Source organism: Arthrobacter sp. D3-18, from assembly GCF_054408525.1.
In genome coordinates, this window is sequence record NZ_CP096440.1 from 1,064,662 (window position 1) to 1,079,571 (window position 14,910).

Below are 14,910 nucleotides of genomic sequence, written 5' to 3' on the forward strand. Positions count from 1 at the left end.
TAAATACTGCCCGTTTGTGTAGTGGCGCTGCGGGTCCTGGCAGCAAAAGCCAGGACCCGCCGTCGTGATTTCTGCTACGGGTGGCCGGGCAGGGACTCGCACGCGATGCGGTCGCCGTCGGAGTCCAGGCGCGCGACGTCGCCGTACCACGGGTAGTAGGTGTCGAACCAGGCTTGGGCGGCCTGCCAGGTACTGAAACTCGTGCAGTTCTTGGTGTCACCAGGGTTGGCCGGAGGCTGTGGCGTAACAGGCGGCGGTGGCGTAACCGGTGGCTGCGGAGTTACCGGCGGTGGCGGAGGGGAACAGTTGTTCCCCGTGATTCCGCCGGTGCCTCCATTGACGAAGCGGTACATGAACGCGGCCATGGCGTCACGGGCCACAGGCTGGACCGGGTTGTAGGCGCGGCAGCCGTAGCCAATGTCCCAACCTGTGGAGATGCCCTGCGATGCCAGCCAAGTGATCTGTTGGTAGAACTGGCTTCCCACCTGGACGTCCACGAACGGCGAGGTACTCGGTGCCGAGAACGCCGGATTGCCCCCGAACCGGTAGAGGAAGGCAGCCATGGCGTCACGGTTGACTGGGCTGAGCGGGCGGTAGGTCTTGGAACCGTCATGCTCCGTCCATCCTGTGGAGATGCCGCTTGCGGCGAGCCACGTAATTTCCTTGTAGAACTGGCTCGACGGCGTGATGTCGGTGAAGGGCGACGTCGCCGGGGGAGTGAAGGCAGGTTTGCCGGCGAGACGATACAGGAAGGCCGCCATGGCGTCGCGGTTTACGGCATTCAGCGGCCGATAGGTCCGGCTGCCGTCGGCTTCCACCCAACCAGTGGAAATGCCTTGGGAAGCGAGCCACGAAATTTCCACATTGAATTGGGTGGACCCGTTCACATCACTGAAAGTGATGGGCCCAGGATCAACTGGGGTGGATTCAACAGCGATGGTTGGTACCGGGACCATGCTGGTTCCGCAACCACCCTGCAAGGTGGAGGAAATTGCTGCGGATTCAGCTGCATCAACGGTCAACTGCCAGCGGTATTTCACCAGCACCCAGTCCGTGACGTATTCGCAGGCGGTTCCGGCCAGGGGCGGCATCCATTCGGCAGGATCGCGGTCGCTCTTGGACTGGTTCACGTTGTCTGTCACGGCTTCGAGGGCCACGTCCAGGGTGAGGTCGTTGGCGTAGTCGCGCCGCTGTTCGGCCGTCCAGGCGCTCGCGCCGGAACCCCAGGCCTCCGCAAGGGGAACCATATGGTCGATGTCGACGTCGGACGCAATAGTCCAGGTGCCGCCGTCGTACCAGGAGTTCCACTGACCCGTGGCTACGGTGCAGCCAGAGCCGAACGTCACCGGCGACATTGACTCCAGCTGGAGCACCTCGGAGCGTGTGTCGCAGCCGTCGCCGTCGGCATCTATCCAATGCTGGAAGAGTTCGCGGTCGTAACCTGTGTTCGTTTCAGTCGTGACAGACAAGGACGAGAAAAGTGTTGAAACGCTGGCCGTTTCTGCGGCCATAGCGGTTTGCGGCATAAAGACAGCCGCCGACGCGGTCAGCGAAAGGGCCGCCAACCACGAAAGTGCCTTGGGCATCTGGGTTCCCCATATTCGATTGTGTGCGCTCTGAGCAGCGCATTCTCTGGGATGCTACCTGCGGGGACCGACGGATAAGGAACATGGTTACGGTGTGGCGTGGCGGGGCTGCGTCAGTCAGACTGATGATCGGCACATGGATGTTGGGGATCTTGTTGAAGACTGTGGTCGCCCTCCACCTTGGGCTGGATCAACATTCTCCGAAAGGCATCACCATGACACAGCCGCACCCCGACAACAATCCGGATACCCCGGAGGGCAACCAGCCTCCGGCGCCGCAGCAGCCGGATTATTCCGCTCAGCCGCCGCAGTATGCGCAACCGCAGCCGCCGCAGTATGCGCAACCGCAGGTGCCGCAGCAACCGCAGTATGGCGCCCAGCCGCCGCAGCCGCAGTACTATGCCCAACCGCAGGTGCCCCAGCAACCGCAGTACGGGGCCCAGCCGCCGCAGCCCAACATGGCGTACGGGTACCCGCAACCGAAGTCGAAGATCGCTGCAGGCCTTTTGGGTATCTTCCTGGGCGGCCTCGGCATCCACCGCTTCTACCTGGGCTACACCACTATTGGTGTCATCCAGCTGGTTCTCACGGTAGTTCTAGGCATCTTCACTTTCGGATTGGTGGGTCTGTGGGGCCTCGTGGAGGGCATCATGATCCTTGCGGGTGCTGAGTACTTCCGGAGGGACGCCAAGGGCGTTCCCCTTCGCGACTGACGCGGGAAGGCCAAATTTTGAGCAACATCATTCACGACAAGCCCGAGCAACTTGAGCAAATCAGGGCAGGCCTCCTGCAGGGCGAAATTGTCTATGCGGTGTATGACTGCATCGGGGTTGGTACCGGCTTCGTGGGCATCACGAACATGCGCGTCATCCTGCAAGACAAGAGCTTTGTGGGCAACAAGCTCGCCATCGTGTCCGTGCCATACAAGAACATTCGGTCCGTCTCCATGTTGTCCAACAAATCGATGATGGGCCGGTTCGCGTCTACGTCGAGCATTGGCATAGATACCGGGGGAAGCATCAAAGAAGCCGATTTCCGCGGCGACGACAAAGCCCGGCATGCGCACGATCTGATTCTTTGGAACGTGCTGACCACGAAGTAGCTTTCGCTGAAGAGGGCGGCCGGAGCATCCGGCCGCCCTCTTTGGTTACATCATTCGTTTTCGTCGCATCAACGGTCAGCGGGACCCTGGCATCAGAGGGTGCCGAGTTTGCTGTTGTAGCGGAACATGAACGCTGCCATCGCATCGCGGTTTACGGGCAGCAGCGGCTTGAAGGACTTGCCAGCTGATTCGGCCCAACCCGTTGAAATGCCCTGAGCTGCAAGCCAGGTGATCTCCTTGTAGAACTTCGCTCCAACGGGGACATCAACGAATGGTGAGACCTCGGGTGCCGTAAATTCCGGCTCGCCCGCCAGCCGGTACATAAAGGCAGCCATAGCATCTCGGTTCACTGGCTGCAGTGGCCGGTAGGTCTTGGTCTTGTCAGCCTCTTCCCAACCGGTGGAGATGCCCTTGTCAGCGAGCCAGGTGATCTCCTTGTAGAACTGTGCTCCAACTGGCAGGTCCTTGAACGGGGAAACGCCGGGCGCAGTGAAGTCAGGTTTCCCTGAAAGCCTGTACATGAAGGCAGCCATGGCGTCGCGATTTACGGGGATTAAGGGCTTGTAGGTCCTGCTCCCGTTCGCTTCCCAGCCCGTGGAGATGCCTTTGCTTGCGAGCCAGAGGATCTCCTCCTCGAATTGTGCGTTCAGCGGGACGTCGTCGAATGCTTGAGTGCCTTGCGTAGCAGTGGCATAGCTGAGAGTCCCGATGTCCGTGTTCCGGCCTGGTGCTGTGGAAACAGACCTGGCGTTCGTTTCGGAAAGGACGTTGCCGGAGAAGATTGGGCCGGAGCCACCTTCAGGTGCGGCCGAAACGAAGTAGTTTCCTGTGCTGAGGCCGGTGACTTTGAAGGTTCCGTCAACCAGGGTGTTGGTTTTACGGGTCACCAGCGTGCCGTCCTTCGTGTACACGCGTACCGGTGCGTTGGTCAGTGGGGCGCCGCCGGGCCCCAGGATCTTGCCCGAGAGGGTTCCACCCACCCGTGACGTTGGGTTGATGTTGGTGAGGGTCTGCCCTCCCGCTACTGTCACCGACGTCGCGCTTCCCAAACCGGAGCTCTCTGGAAGATTGTTGTAATACTGACCTTCCTGAGCAGTCGTAAACCCGCTGGAGCGGTTGAACTGGACTTTGTAGGTGCCCGGGAAAAGGTTCGGCACCATGAATGATTGGGGCCCTGTGGAGAAACCGCCCTGGACAACGGTCCCATCTGCAGTGACAACCTGAACGTCAGTGTTGGATGCCCCTGCGGTATGGGAACCTGTGATTGTGCCTGCCGGAACTGCCGTATCCGTCGGACCGGTTAGACGTTCGCCTGCGGCCACTGTGATGGTGGGCGACGCCGCTGCAGTGGGCAGCCCGCCGTGCCACATGGAGGCAATCTTGGGGTCGTTGGATTGGAAATGCAGTTTGTATGTTCCGGCCTCAAGGCCGCCTATGCTGTAGTCCCCGTTGTCGACGAAGACCGCGGCCACTGCCTGGAGGTCGTTGCTCGATCTTGCCGACGCTGAAATGGAAAAAGGCACTGCATCAGCGGGGAGTGCGAGACGACCGGAGATTATCGCGGCCGGTTTCAGGGCCTGGTTGATACCGGTGACGATGTCTCCGTCCGCGACGGCGATCTTCTGCGCTTGCTCGTGGTCCTTAACTCCTGGGTAGTAGGCCTGAAGCACCGGGATCGGTTGAACCGACGTGCTGAAGAGCACCGTGTAGTCGCCGGGGGCCAACGGACCCACGTTGTAGGAGCCATCCGGTGAAGCAACCGCGCCTTCTTGGTATGAGTCTGAGCTAACACCCACGTAAATGTCAGAAGCCTTGGTTCCAGCGGGAACCGACACTTTGCCTTGAATACGCCCGCCGGTGGACATTTGCTGGTCAATCCCGGTCACTGCCGTGCCCGCGGCGACGTCCACCCGTGTCGATTGCTCATAGACGGCGGAGCCGTAGTACGTGCTGTACACGTGTTTAGGGCTGGCATCCTCCTCGAAGCGCACCGAATATTCACCGGCTGCGAGTCCCACTATCGTGTATTCGCCGCTGGGATTCACTCCCAAGGTCCGGTAAGTCGGGCCAGATACGGTGACCTTGACTTTGTTCACGTCCACACCCGCAGGAACCGTTACCGTACCCGAGATGCTGCCCGTGGCCGCGGCGACGGCGGGGGATGCAAACCCTCCGGGCAGAGTGGCCAGGATGATCCCTGCAACCAGTGTTACTGCGAGCCTGAAACGGCCACGCGAAATTGCCCTCATGGGTCCCCATATTCCGTGCGATTGAAGGGCCTCCAACAACGGGCCCGAGGTGATCATAAGGGCTCTCTGTGGAGTTAGCCGAAACGTCTTTATGAATACTCGCGTGCAGATTCGCAGGAAACTCTACTCGTTGGCTAAACTCATGCTGGCCGTTGACTCACGGCCCCATTCCGCGCTCCCCGGGGCGTTTATGCAGAGGGCGTTTCATAGTGAAAAACCGGCTAAAAGCAAGTGTGCGCTCTCGTTTGATGTTTGCCGGCATTACGGCAATGGTGGGGGCTGCCTTGCCGGTAATTCCCGCCGTCGCCGATGACGCACCGGCGCCGGTCGCCGAACTGCGAGCTACGGCCACCGAGTCCGCGCCAGTTCCCACGGACCAGTTCATTGTGAAGTTCAAGGAACGGGCGGGCATCCAGTCCGCCGACCGTAAGTCCTCCCTTGGCCGCGCGAGCAGCGCCTTGGGCAAGGCCGTTAGTTCCTCACGGACTACCGCGTCCGGCCAAGAGGTGCTCAAGATGGACCGGAAACTGGACGCCGGTGAAGCCACCGAACTCGTGGCGGCCTTGGCAGCGGATCCCAATGTGGAGTACGCCGAGCCGGACACCATAATGCGGCCTTTTGCTGTGGCGCCCAACGACCATTTCTACAACCTTCAGTGGCCGCACATCCCACAGGCTGGCGGCATGAATGTCCTCAACGCATGGGATATCAGCCAGGGCGAAGGATCGGTAGTTGCTGTTATTGACTCGGGAATTCTAAGCCACACCGATCTGGACGCGAACGTCCTGCCGGGCTACGACATGTTGAGTTTTCCGGAGATGGCCAAAGACGGGGACGGGCGGGATCCCAACCCCCGCGATGAAGGGGATGCTACCTATTACGGTCAATGCGGACCCGGTTCTCCAGCAGAGGGTGACACCTGGCACGGGACGCATCTGGCCGGAATCGTTGCTGCGGTTGCCGGCAACAACATTGGTGTAGCCGGGGTGGCTCCCAAAGCCAAGGTGGTACCCATAAGGGCTTTGGGTGTTTGCGGCGGGTACTCGTCGGATGTAGCAGAGGCAGTCATCTGGGCCGCAGGCGGAGCCGTTCCCGGCGTTCCCACAAATGCCAATCCTGCCCGCGTCATCAACCTCAGCCTGGGGGGACCCGGACAGTGCACCGCTATCTACCAAGATGCTCTCGACTTTGCCCGGAGCAAGGGCGTCTCTGTGGTGATCGCGGCGGGCAACAACAGAATCGATGCCTCGGCGGTTACGCCTGCCAACTGCAAAAACGTCCTTGTGGTCGGTGCCACCACACGCACGGGAAGTAAGGCGTGGTACTCCAACTACGGGATAAACGTTGACGTGGTTGCCCCCGGGGGAGACATGTTCGGCCAAGCCCTCAACGGTGTGGTGTCCACGCAGCATTCGAACGATTACTTCTTCAAGCAGGGAACTTCCATGTCCGCGCCGCACGCAGCAGCAGTAGCAGCGATGATGTATTCCGTGCTGCCGGCTTTGACGCCTGCTGAGGTGGAACAGAAATTGAAGGCAACTGCACGGCCTGTCAGCGATTGCCCGGGTGGATGCGGGGGCGGGTTCGTTGACGCTGGGGCGGCCCTTGTAAACGTCGCCGCCGACGCTGCCCCGATTGTCGCAGGCACGCCCACAATTTCCGGCACCGCGATAGTTGGTGGGACTTTAACCATGTCTCCCGGAACGTGGGGGCCTGCCGGTTACGTCGTTACTGAACAGCAGTGGAGGCGAAATGGCGTGGCCACTAAAGCCACCGGGACCCAGTACCATCTGGGGCCCGAAGACCTGGGCGCTACCATCACAGTGACTGTGACGGGCAAGAAGCCGAAGCAACCCGACGTATCCGTAACGTCAGCGCCCACCCAACCCGTAGCAATCGGGAAACTGACCGCTGCCGAACCCGCCATCACGGGCGCCGCGTACGTCGGCGGTGTGCTGACGGCCGACGTCGGTATCTGGGCGCCTGCGCCTGTGGACCTCGCCCTGGAGTGGCAACGCGACGGAACTCCCATCGATGGCGCCACGGGACAGGCCTACACCGTCACTGATGCGGACCTGAACAAGGCGATCACGCTCAAGGTCTCCGCATCAAAAGCGGGCTACCAGCCACAGTCCATGGTCAGCAAGCCCACTGGCCTGGTGGTGCCTGCAGATAGAGCAGTAACTCCTGAGCCAGTTGTCTTCACGGATGCGCCGTATGCGGACAATGACACGTACGTCATCCCGGAGGTGGAGGGCATCAATTACATCGTCGACGGCGGGACGGTCGCCTTAGGCACTCATCCGGCCACCGGTCGGGTCACGGTTACAGCGGTTGCCAAGGAAGGCTACGTGCTGCTTCCGGGCGCCACCACCTGGACGGAGCGGTTCAGTGCCAAGGGCCCGGATTTCGTGCCGCCGGCCGTGTCGCCCTTCACGGACGTTCTGACCACCCAGCAGTTCTACAGGGAAATGGCCTGGCTCGCAGATCAGGGCATCTCCAAGGGATGGACCGCGCCTGATTCGTCGGTCTCCTACAGGCCGTTGACGCCCATGAACCGCGATGCCATGGCCGCCTTCCTCTACCGCTTGTCAGGTTCGCCGGACTACACTCCACCGGCCAATTCGCCGTTCACGGATGTACTGACCACTCAGCCGTTATACAAAGAGATTGCATGGCTGGCCGATCAAAAGATCTCCTCTGGCTGGAGTGAAAACAATGGCACGCGCACGTACAGGCCGCTGACGCCTATCAACCGCGATGCCATGGCTGCCTTCCTGTACCGTCTCGCCGGGGAGCCCCGGATCGACAACACGGACCTCCTGCCTTTCAAGGACGTGGTCCCGGGCCAGCAGTTCTCCTACGAAATGGCGTGGATGTCAGAGATGGAAATCTCGACGGGTTGGGTCGAAGCCGACGGAAGCCGGGTCTACAAACCCCTCTCGCCCATCAACCGTGACGCCATGGCTGCGTTCCTTTACCGCATGCCGTAGGCGTGGCACAGTGAGCGGCATGACTCGAATCCTGATGATCGGTATCCGTGCCAGCGCCCTCGACTACAGCAAGCTGCCTCCCGGGCTCGATGAAGCCACCATGACAGAGCGGATCGAGGCAGGCTTCGGAGCAACCATCGCCGCGGGATTTGATGCTGTGTCCTGCCTCATTGGAACCTCACCGGACGAGGCCGAAGCGGAGATCCGTGCAGCGTTCGGGCGTGATCGTTTTGGTCTGGTGATGGTCGGCGGCGGCATCAGGATGGTCCCGGATTACACGGAACTCTTCGAACGGGTGATCAACACGTGCAGTGCAGTGTCACCCGGCATCGCGTTCTGCTTCAACACCTCACCGGAGACCACCCTGGATGCTTTGAGGCGCCACATCCAGCCCTAAGGAATCTGAAGGGTAAGCGCCAACCGCCTCGTCGTGGCATAAAAGCACGGCGTAGACTAAAAGTCCGTTGTGCAGGGGCGGGCCGTACTATTCGCAGTGAGGCTGATATGGCTTACGATCCTCAAACATCCCGTAGTTACAGCGTCACCGACCAGCTTCAGGATCTCGTTCTGGAGTCTGGGGACGTTGAAGATTTCCTTAAGGAAATGGCTTTGCACTCGGCGGCGAACCTATCGGGTAGCACTAAGGTCATGTGCAGCGTGACGCTGGTGAGGCGGAAGAAACCTGCAACGGTGGCCACCAGTGAATCGCGGGTCAAGCGACTCGATGAGCTGCAGTATGGCCGCAACGAAGGGCCGTGCTTATCCGCCATCAAGGAACAGGCCACCATGCACGTCCCCCATGTGCGGGAGGAAAGCCGCTGGCCCGTGTACATGGCAGCGGTTTGGGCAGAAGGCATCGGCTCCATGTTGGCTGTGCCTGTTCCGCTTGAAGGCGAGGCAAGCGCGGCGCTGAATCTTTATGCCGCCGGGACTCACGGTTTTTCCGGTCCTGGTATTGCCGACGCTGAGTCGTATGCTGCCCAGGCTTCCAAGGTCCTTCGCATGGCAACGCGGGTTGCACAGTTGGCCGATGACCGGAGAAACCTTATGGCCGCGATGGAGTCAAGGACCGTCATAGACATGGCGGTGGGGGCGATCATGGCCCAAAACCGATGTAGCCAGAACGCGGCCTTGAAAATTCTTCGGATCGCGTCGAGCAGCCGAAACGTGAAGCTACGCGACGTCGCGGCACACGTTGTCACCTCCGTCGGCAAAGACCCCAACGTCCTGACACATTTCGATAGTTAAGCGAAGCCCGGGCCTTTGCACACTTCCCGCCAATGAGGAGCGCGAGCTAAGCTGAATTGATCAGCATGCTTAGCTTTGCTAATAAATTGATCAAGACTCGTGCATAAGGGTCGTTCGCCTACCGGCAACGCACCCAGCGGATGCCGTCATCCCGAGGTACTGACATGGACACTTCATTCAACGGCACAACCCGCAATGCACCCCGGGGTCGGCTCCGGACTTTCGGAGTCGAGGAAGAATTTTTACTGGTTGACCCCTCGTCCGGCAAAGCAGTACCGCTGGCCGAGCAGGTATTGATGCAGGCCATGCGAATCCCTGCATCAGGACCGGCACTGACACTTGAAGTCAAACAGGAGCAGATAGAGGCGGTTGGACCCATCTGTTCCACAATGCAGGAGTTGGAGGCTGGCATCCGCGCCGGCCGCTCTTTGGCCGATGCGGCTGCCAGCAAGGTCGGAGCCAGGGCAGCGGCATTGGCAACCAGTCCCGTTGCCGGTCTGCCTACTCTGGTCCAACAGCCCCGATACCTCAACATGGCCAACCGGTTCGGGCTGACGCTCCGGGAACAGCTAACGTGCGGATTCCATGTACACGTCCAGATCACCTCAGGCGAGGAGGGTGTGGCAGTCCTCGACAGGATCCGCGTTTGGTTGCCGCTGCTCCTGGCGCTCAGTGCCAACTCACCTTTCTGGCATGGCGAGGACAGCGGCTACGCAAGTTTCCGCTACCAAGCCTGGAGTCGATGGCCGACGGCGGGGCCTTGCGAAAGGTTCGGATCCGAGCGTGAGTACCGGCGTTACGTTGAGTCGCTGCTAGCATCCGGGGTGCTCGTCGACGAAGGCATGATCTACTTCGATGCGCGCCTTTCAAGAAACCATCCAACAGTGGAGGTCCGCATTGCGGATGTTTGCATGGAGGCATCACATGCGGCCGCAATCGCTGCCATTGTCCGGGCGCTTGTTGAACGGGCTGCCCAGCAATGGAGGGCAGGTGTGCTGGCACCTCGCCTCTCCGCGGACCAGTTGAGGCTCGCCGCTTGGAAGGCAAGCGAAGCCGGCGTCGACGGTATGCTTCTGCATCCCCTGCTGAACACGCCGTGTCCGGCAACTGAAGCTGTCCAGGCCCTTTTGAAGCACATCCGGCCGGTTCTGGCCGGCAGCGGAGACGAGCAGCGGGTGACGTCGGCGGTCGCCAGGATACTGTCGCGGGGGACTGGCGCGCGGCGCCAACGCGACGTCATGAGCCGCACGGGTGACTTGGCCGCAGTGGTGAGGGACGCCGTCGACCGCACTCATGGAATGGCCGAATCCCTTCAGCACGCCCGACGGCGGCTTTCCGCTACCGAATCGATCTGAGGGAGCGCGTTATGCGTCACGACAACGATGTTCGGGCGTATCTGGACAGCCACATGCCCCAACTGCTGGACCAGCTTTCGGAGTGGGTGAGGATACCGTCGGTAGCTGGCGTTCCCGAGCGCAAGCACCATCTCACGCGCTCCGCCAATTGGCTGGCCGGTGAGCTCCGGGGTATCGGCTTTCCAACCACTGAAATCTGGGAAGGTTCCCAAGGGCCTGCCGTCTTCGCGGAATGGTTGGGTGCACCGGGGGCTCCGACAATCCTGATCTACAGCCACCATGACGTCCGGGCGGTCAAGGAAGAAAACTGGGACCAAACCTCCCCGTTTGAACCTGTGCTCCGTGATGGCAGGCTGTACGGCCGGGGTACTTCGGACGCCAAGGGCCAGGTTATGGCGCACCTCTGGGGTCTACGGGCGCATTTGGCGATCACCGGCCGCGAGGCACCGGCTGTAAACCTGAAGCTGATAGTTGAAGGTGAGGAAGAGGCTGGCTCTCCCGGCCTGGCAGCCATTATCCAAGACCACCGTGACCGTTTGGCAGCGGACGCTGTGATCTTCTCTGACACGCTGTTGTGGAAGGCTGAGCACCCAGCAATATGCACCAGTGTCCGCGGCTTGGTCTCGGTGCACTTGGAGGTCTACGGGCCGCGTGCTGATATCCATAGTGGGGCTGTTTCCGGACCTGCGCCCAATCCGGCCCTCGAAATGAGCAGGATGCTGGCCGGTCTTCATGACGAAAAAGGGCGCATCTCATTTCCCGCCTTCTACGATTGTGTGGAAGTGATCTCCCCTCAACGCCGTCAGGAGCTGGCAGCCCTTCCCTTTGACCCGGAAGACTGGTTGGCTCGTTCGCACACCCGCAGCATCCGCGAGGAAGCCGGCTACTCCGTTCTGGAACAGCTGTGGGAGCGCCCGGCACTCGAAGTCATAGCGCTGGTGGCGGGAGACCCCGTGGGCGTGAAACGGGCAACGGTGCCGTCTATGGCATCCGTCGACCTGACCATCCGAACTGTTGCAGGACAATCAGTGGCAGAGGTCGCGTTCCAAGTCAGGCATTGGTTCGAAACAATTAAGAGCAGCCAGTACGACTACCAGATATCGGTGGACACTGAGACTGCGCAGGAACCCTACCGGACACCGGAAAACACTGTCCTTGATGCCCTGTCGATAGCCATGGTGAAAGGGTTCGAGGTTGAGGAAGTCGGGCGCATGGGCAACGCCGGGGGAGGGCCCGCAGAGTTATTGTCCTCAGTTTTGGGCGTCCCCGTGGTCTTCTTCGGCACGGGACTGGTTGAGGACAACTGGCATGACAGTGATGAAAGTGTCCGCGTAGACATCCTCCGGGCCGGGGCGGCGACGTTGGCCTTCCTCTGGGACGAACTAGGTAAACCCTGAAGCCCTACTTGTCCGGATCGGGATCTTTAACGTTTTCGGAGCCAATGTCCGCTGCGCCCAGGACGTCTGCCGCTGGGTTGTCTACGGGTTCATGCTCACGGACCCGCAGTTCGGGGTGGTGAAGATCCAAGGCGGGTCGTTCGGACCGTATGCGCGGGATCGAGGTGAAGTTGTGGCGTGGCGGCGGGCATGAGGTGGCCCATTCCAAGGAGGCGCCGAAACCCCAGGGGTCATCCACTGTGACTTTCTTTCCCGCCCGCCACGTGACAAAGACGTTCACGAAGAAGGGCAGGAGGGAGGCACCCAGCAGGTAGGAACCGAGGCTGGAGAACTGGTTCATGGCAGTGAAGTTGTCTTCCGGCATGTAGTCCGCATACCGTCGCGGCATTCCTTCAACTCCTAGCCAGTGGTGGATCAGGAACGTTGCGTGGAAGCCCAGGAAGAGCAGCCAGAAGTGGATCTTGCCGAGTCGCTCATTGAGCATGGTGCCGGTCCATTTGGGCCACCAGAAGTAGAAGCCCGCGAACATGGCAAACACAACGGTTCCGAACACCACATAGTGGAAGTGAGCCACTACAAAGTAGGAGTCGGTGACGTGGAAGTCCAAGGGCGGTGAGGCCAGGATGATGCCCGTGAGGCCGCCGAAGAGGAACGTCACCAGGAACCCTAGACTCCACAGCATCGGTGTCTCGAACGTGATTGAACCCCGCCACAGAGTACCGATCCAGTTGAAGAACTTCACACCGGTGGGGACCGCGATGAGCATGGTAGTGAAGGCAAAGAACGGCAGTAGCACTGCACCAGTGGCGTACATGTGGTGGGCCCACACGGTCACCGACAAAGCGCCGATGGCGATCGTTGCGTACACGATCCCCTTGTAGCCAAACAGGGGTTTCCGGCTGAAGACCGGGAAGATCTCGGACACGATCCCGAAGAACGGCAGCGCGATGATGTAGACCTCCGGGTGGCCGAAGAACCAGAACAGGTGCTGCCAGAGGATGGCCCCACCGTTGGCCGGATCAAAGATGTGCGCACCAAACCGGCGATCGGCGCCTAGCGCGAAAAGGGCGGCAGCCAGCGGCGGGAACGCCATCAGGACCAGGATCGCCGTGATGAGGGTGTTCCAGGTGAAGATGGGCATGCGCCACATGGTCATCCCCGGCGCGCGCATGCAGATGATGGTGGTGATGAAGTTGACGGCCCCAAGGATGGTGCCGAAGCCGGAGAGTGCGAGGCCGAAGACCCACAGATCACCGCCGACGCCGGGACTAAAGGTTGTGTTGGACAGTGGCGCGTAGGCGAACCAGCCAAAGGAAGCTGCCCCCTGCGGGGTAATGAACCCGGACATGGCGATGGTTGAACCGAACAGGAAGAACCAGAACGCCAGCGCGTTAAGTCGCGGGAAGGCAACGTCCGGGGCGCCAATTTGCAACGGCATGATCACGTTGGCGAAGCCGGCGAACAGGGGGGTCGCGAACATCAGGAGCATCACAGTGCCGTGCATCGTGAACATCTGGTTGTACTGTTCCTTGGTCTGCAGGATCTGCATTCCGGGTTCGAACAGTTCGGCACGGATCAGCAAAGCCATCACACCGCCGAGGCAGAAGAACACAAACGACGCAATCAGATACATGAACCCGATGGTCTTGTGGTCCGTGGAGGTGATCCAGTTGACCACTACACTGCCTTTGCGGCGCCTCGTCACTGCAGGAGCAGCTGTCGTGTTGCTTTCTTGGGATCGGCTGTCTAGTGCCATGTCGGTCACCCCTGTCCTTCATCCAAGAGCCTCGGTTGCCCGGGCGCGCGATCGTATTCTTCTCCACGTATTCCAAGGTTGCCTTGGGAACGCAGTTCATTGATGTGGGCGTCGTACTCTTCCGGAGAGACAACTTTGACCCTGAACAGCATCTCCGAGTGGTACTCCCCGCATAGTTCTGCGCACTTGCCGTCAAAATCTCCAGTCCGGGAAGGGACGATGTTGATGTATCGGTTCTCTTGCGTCGGGTCCGGATACAGGTCCCGCTTCTGCAGGAAGGCAGGGACCCAGAAGGAGTGCTGGACGTCGCGTGAGTTCAGTTGGAACTCCACCTTCTTGCCCACTGGAAGGTAAAGGACCGGAACGCGTTCCCTGGCTCCCACTTCGCCTGTCAGGTGCGCCTGGACGCCGGGATCCTCGTGTACGCCTTCCTTGATGTAGTTGAAGTCCCAGGACCACTGCTTGCCGCGGACATCAATAACAACGTCGGGGTTCTCGTGCCGGGTATCGATAATTGCCTGATCGCGGGTGGTGAAGTAGAAAAACACTCCCACCACCATCAGGGGGATGGAAAGGTAAAAGACCTCAAGGGGAAGGTTGTAGCTCAATTGCCGAGGGAAGCCTACGGTCTTGCGTCGACGCCGGTAGGCGATGATGCACCAGATAATCAGTCCCCAGGTAATGAGGCCAATGATCAGGGCGGCAATCCACGAGTTGACCCAGAGGTCTGTAATCAGTGGGGTCAGGTTGGTGGTGTCCCGCTCGGCGGGGAGCCAGCCGCGTTGTACTTCAGCTGAGCAACCGGACAATCCAAAGACAGCAGCAGCGAGGACGCCAACAGCGATGCATCGGGTCAGTCGAAAGGGTTCTTGTGCAGTGGCCACGAGGATCCTCCGAATAGACAACGGACGGCCCCTCTGCACGAGCCGGATGACTTGGGCGGAAGGTGCCGTCCAGTGCTCATAAGGTTACTGTCTATTTAGCGGTGATGGAAGGGTATTTTGAACTCGTGGGGAAGGGGAAGGTAGTCGCGCTTGCGTGTTAAATGCGTGGAAGCGTGGAGTACGGGCGACTCGGAAGGTTTCCTGCAACCCACGGCCGGATGGACGGTTCCAAGGGGATCTCACCGCGGCCGTCGCGGATCACCAAGACCACTGCGCCTACCGCAGCAGCCACGCAAATTATGCCCATCAGGACCAGGGCAATCACCAAAGCCAGAGACAT

The 14,910-nt window shown here is 60.4% G+C and carries 12 protein-coding genes; 7 read left to right on the forward strand and 5 right to left on the reverse strand.

What is annotated here, in order from left to right; genetic code table 11:
* Positions 1–74 precede the first annotated feature (74 nt).
* On the reverse strand, positions 75–1,586 hold the full coding sequence (locus M1D89_RS07025) for a GmrSD restriction endonuclease domain-containing protein (protein ID WP_498649278.1): 1,512 nt from the start codon (positions 1,584–1,586) through the stop codon (positions 75–77).
* A gap of 215 nt (positions 1,587–1,801) precedes the next feature.
* Here M1D89_RS07025 and M1D89_RS07030 point away from each other — a divergent pair, with 215 nt between their 5' ends.
* Positions 1,802–2,299, forward strand: a complete 498-nt coding sequence (locus M1D89_RS07030) for a TM2 domain-containing protein (protein ID WP_498649281.1) — start codon at positions 1,802–1,804, stop codon at positions 2,297–2,299.
* Between the two features lie 17 nt (positions 2,300–2,316).
* Entirely contained in the window at positions 2,317–2,688 is a 372-nt protein-coding gene (locus tag M1D89_RS07035) for a PH domain-containing protein (RefSeq protein ID WP_498649283.1), read from the forward strand.
* A gap of 92 nt (positions 2,689–2,780) precedes the next feature.
* Here M1D89_RS07035 and M1D89_RS07040 read toward each other — a convergent pair whose 3' ends face one another.
* Positions 2,781–4,937: a carboxypeptidase regulatory-like domain-containing protein gene (locus M1D89_RS07040; RefSeq protein ID WP_498649284.1), complete on the reverse strand. Its 2,157-nt coding sequence runs from the start codon at positions 4,935–4,937 to the stop codon at positions 2,781–2,783.
* Positions 4,938–5,185: 248 nt separating this feature from the next.
* Between M1D89_RS07040 and M1D89_RS07045 the strand changes: the two genes are divergently transcribed.
* From M1D89_RS07045 to M1D89_RS07065, 5 genes are all read left to right on the forward strand, one after another.
* On the forward strand, positions 5,186–7,930 hold the full coding sequence (locus tag M1D89_RS07045; protein WP_498650913.1) for a S8 family serine peptidase: 2,745 nt from the start codon (positions 5,186–5,188) through the stop codon (positions 7,928–7,930).
* A 19-nt stretch (positions 7,931–7,949) separates the two neighbouring features.
* Complete coding sequence (locus M1D89_RS07050) at positions 7,950–8,327, forward strand: hypothetical protein (protein WP_498649286.1); 378 nt, start codon at positions 7,950–7,952, stop codon at positions 8,325–8,327.
* A gap of 107 nt (positions 8,328–8,434) precedes the next feature.
* Positions 8,435–9,178 (forward strand): GAF and ANTAR domain-containing protein, encoded by a 744-nt coding sequence (locus tag M1D89_RS07055; RefSeq protein WP_498649288.1) that lies wholly within the window; start codon positions 8,435–8,437, stop codon positions 9,176–9,178.
* Between the two features lie 164 nt (positions 9,179–9,342).
* Positions 9,343–10,533, forward strand: a complete 1,191-nt coding sequence (locus M1D89_RS07060; protein ID WP_498649291.1) for a glutamate--cysteine ligase — start codon at positions 9,343–9,345, stop codon at positions 10,531–10,533.
* Between the two features lie 11 nt (positions 10,534–10,544).
* Positions 10,545–11,930 carry a M20/M25/M40 family metallo-hydrolase gene (locus tag M1D89_RS07065; protein WP_498649294.1) on the forward strand — a complete coding sequence of 462 codons (1,386 nt, stop codon included), beginning with the start codon at positions 10,545–10,547 and terminating at the stop codon, positions 11,928–11,930.
* Between the two features lie 4 nt (positions 11,931–11,934).
* Here M1D89_RS07065 and ctaD read toward each other — a convergent pair whose 3' ends face one another.
* The 3 genes from ctaD to M1D89_RS07080 all read right to left on the reverse strand — a co-directional run bounded on the left by ctaD (position 11,935) and on the right by M1D89_RS07080 (position 14,910).
* A complete protein-coding gene (gene ctaD, locus M1D89_RS07070; RefSeq protein ID WP_498649296.1) occupies positions 11,935–13,686 on the reverse strand; it encodes an aa3-type cytochrome oxidase subunit I in 1,752 nt (583 codons plus the stop codon).
* Between the two features lie 5 nt (positions 13,687–13,691).
* Entirely contained in the window at positions 13,692–14,570 is an 879-nt protein-coding gene (gene ctaC, locus M1D89_RS07075; RefSeq protein ID WP_498649298.1) for an aa3-type cytochrome oxidase subunit II, read from the reverse strand.
* A 157-nt stretch (positions 14,571–14,727) separates the two neighbouring features.
* The gene (locus M1D89_RS07080) at positions 14,728–14,910 is read right to left on the reverse strand and encodes a hypothetical protein (RefSeq protein ID WP_498649301.1); all 183 of its coding nucleotides are present in this window, start codon (positions 14,908–14,910) and stop codon (positions 14,728–14,730) included.